The sequence below is a fragment of the Arthrobacter flavus genome (assembly GCF_039526005.1).
GTDB classification, from domain to species: domain Bacteria; phylum Actinomycetota; class Actinomycetes; order Actinomycetales; family Micrococcaceae; genus Arthrobacter_D; species Arthrobacter_D flavus.
Genome location: NZ_BAAAIJ010000064.1, coordinates 1 through 2,448, shown reverse-complemented (window position 1 = coordinate 2,448; position 2,448 = coordinate 1). Strand labels below are relative to the sequence as shown.

The 2,448-nt window shown below is 59.6% G+C and carries 1 protein-coding gene and 2 pseudogenes; 2 read left to right on the top strand and 1 reads right to left on the bottom strand.

The genetic code is table 11. From position 1 onward, the window contains the following. Window positions 1-171: 171 nt before the first annotated feature. Window positions 172-677, bottom strand: a pseudogene (locus ABD059_RS17590) (recombinase family protein); the annotation flags it as partial. 318 nt (window positions 678-995) lie between these two features. On the opposite strand from ABD059_RS17590, the gene ABD059_RS17585 reads away from it, so the two are divergent. Further along, window positions 996-1,847, top strand: coding sequence for a phosphotransferase family protein (locus ABD059_RS17585; protein WP_343882439.1), 852 nt, complete (start codon window positions 996-998; stop codon window positions 1,845-1,847). A gap of 318 nt (window positions 1,848-2,165) precedes the next feature. After that, window positions 2,166-2,448, top strand: a pseudogene (locus ABD059_RS17580) (transposase); the annotation flags it as partial.

The following is a 2,448-nucleotide window of genomic DNA, read 5'->3' as shown; positions in this document are numbered from 1 at the left end:
CAACCGCTACTGGGAAAACTGGACGCAAGAAAACCAATCAGCTATCGCATAGACGCTGGACTGCTAACGGGGGCCCAACCACTGACAGTATGCCACGCCCATCCCCGCGGTCAATGGTCGGATTAGAGGCTGCCGGCAACTACAGCGGTTCAGCTGATTGGAGGCGACCCATTCGATGAGTCTTCGGGCATTGGCGATCTGGCTGTCGGAAAAGATTGAGCGTCGGCCGCCGAGGTCGAGGCCGGCGTCTCGGCGTTTGGCGTTGGAATCGTTGACGCGTTCGCGTTTGATCTCTAACTCCATCTGGGCCAGGGCTGCCATAACGGTGAAGACCACGGGGCCCATGGGTGTGCCTGTGTCGACGTTCCCGCCGCCGAGATTTAATACCCGAAGGTTCACCTTCCGTGCCTTTAGCTCGTCGGCAAGGGCGAGCATGTTCGATGTCGATCGTCCCAGCCGATCAAGCGTAGTCACGATCAGGGTGTCACCCGGGTGTCACCCGGGTGTCCCGCTGCGAGCGCTCTATCGAACTGGGGGCGGCGGGCGTCAACTCCGCTGACTCCGTGATCGAGGTAAAGGTCATCGCGACGAACGCAGGCGGCAAGAAGGTCTGCGACCTGCCGATTGGTGTCCTGGGCCCGGGTTGAGACTCTCGCATACCTAATCAGTTTGCTCATGCCGCTCCTCGCACCAAATTCTCCATCAGGTGTCTTGCAACCAACGCTGTTGTCGCTGATTGGGACCCCTGCTTACGAGACAGGTAGCAAGACATAACAGGAGCAGTGGTGGCGGAGAAGAGGTTGTGTTTCGTCCTGGTGTGTTGACCCTAGGGATAGGAGAGTGGCGATTGTGTTGCAGATGAGGAGCTTTGCGGGGGCATTCACATCGGGCGGGGTATCTGGTCCGCCCACAACCGCGCAGGCTCAGGGCCCTGGCCGGGCCAGCAGCGCCCGGTGATCGACCGGCTTGCGGACACCGTCGCATAGGCTGTTTCGATGACCAGCTGGGATTTGGAACTTCTGGATAGAAGGCAATCGGAGTACGTCGCGCGGCTGCTTGGAGCGCCTGTGGTGATCGAGGACTTGTCTTGGGAGCTCGTAGACACGAAGGTTCTTCATGTGCGTGTTGGCGACCGGGACTTCGTAGTGAAGGCTGCGCCACTGACCAACCATCACATCGGGCGAGAAATCACGGCACACGAAACCTATACCGAGCCACTGGTCAGACTTGCTCGGACTGGGCAACTCGTAGCTGCCGATCGAGCCGCGAACATACTGATATCTAGGTATCAACCCGGCACGCTGGTCGAGGGAACGTCTCATGAGTTCGCTTTGGACGTTCACGAGCAGGCAGGTTCCGTCCTCCGGGCGTTCCACGACCAGCATCCACGCTTGGATGACGAGTACGAAATCCGCGCGACAGAGAGGGCAAACGCTTGGCTAGATCGGAAGCACAGAATCGCCCCGGCGGTAGAGGCCGAAGCGAGGCTGGTCCTCAGTGCGTACCGTCCGGCGTCGATCGTTGTCGTGCCGACACACGGCGACTGGCAGCCGCGAAACTGGTTGATTGAACAAGAATGGGTGCGAATTATTGACTTCGGCCGGTTCGACTTCCGGCCACCAGCTACGGACTTCTGTCGGCTTGCCACACAGCAGTGGATGGAAGTCCCCAAGTTAGAGGCCGCATTCTTGAACGGCTACGGCGCGGACCCACGTGACGATCATGTCTGGCTGATGGATTTGCTGCGTGAGGCCATCGGCACCGCGGTATGGGCCTTTTTGGTAGGTGATGTTGAGTTTGAAACACAGGGACACCGGATGCTGGAAGAAGCGATCTCCCGCTTTTAGACCTGCGTCAAGGAGCTCTTGCGAGCCGCCAAGCAAGTCTCTATCCGCATCTCGCTGAGGGATCGCTGGGAAGATGCTCGTTTCCGGATACCCACCAATTTATGGGAGGGTCGCCGTTATGTTTACCGATTCCACGAAGGCGTGGAACCAAGGTCAGAACGTTGTCCAGAACGAGAACGAGAACGAGAACGAAGCGATCGACCATGAGGGAACGCTGGCGCGCACTTGAGGCAACTGCGCCGTGTGAACGCCCTGGGTTTGTTGGAGACTCCTGATTTTGGAAACGAGAATAGAGTCATGGCAACGAGTTAGGGATCTGGGAAGTCGAGGGCGCGTCGGTATTCGCCGGATGAGAAAGCCGCAGCGGTGCGGATGGTGCGGACCTTGCGGGCGGAGCTGGGGACCGAGCATGGAACGGTGTATCGGGCCGCGTCGCAGCTGGGCTACGGGACTGAGTCGGTCCGGGCGTGGGTGCGGCAAGCGGATGTTGATGATGGCCAGAGCCCCGGGGTGAGTACCTCGGAGGCCAGGCGGGTGCGTGAGCTTGAGCAGGAGAACCGTGAACTGCGGAGGGCGAATGAAATCCTCAAGCGCGCCGCGA

Bases quoted from the DNA above. Each gene is read 5' to 3' on its own strand.
- ABD059_RS17585 (WP_343882439.1), top strand. From the start codon at position 996: ATGACCAGCTGGGATTTGGAACTTCTGGATAGAAGGCAATCGGAGTAC.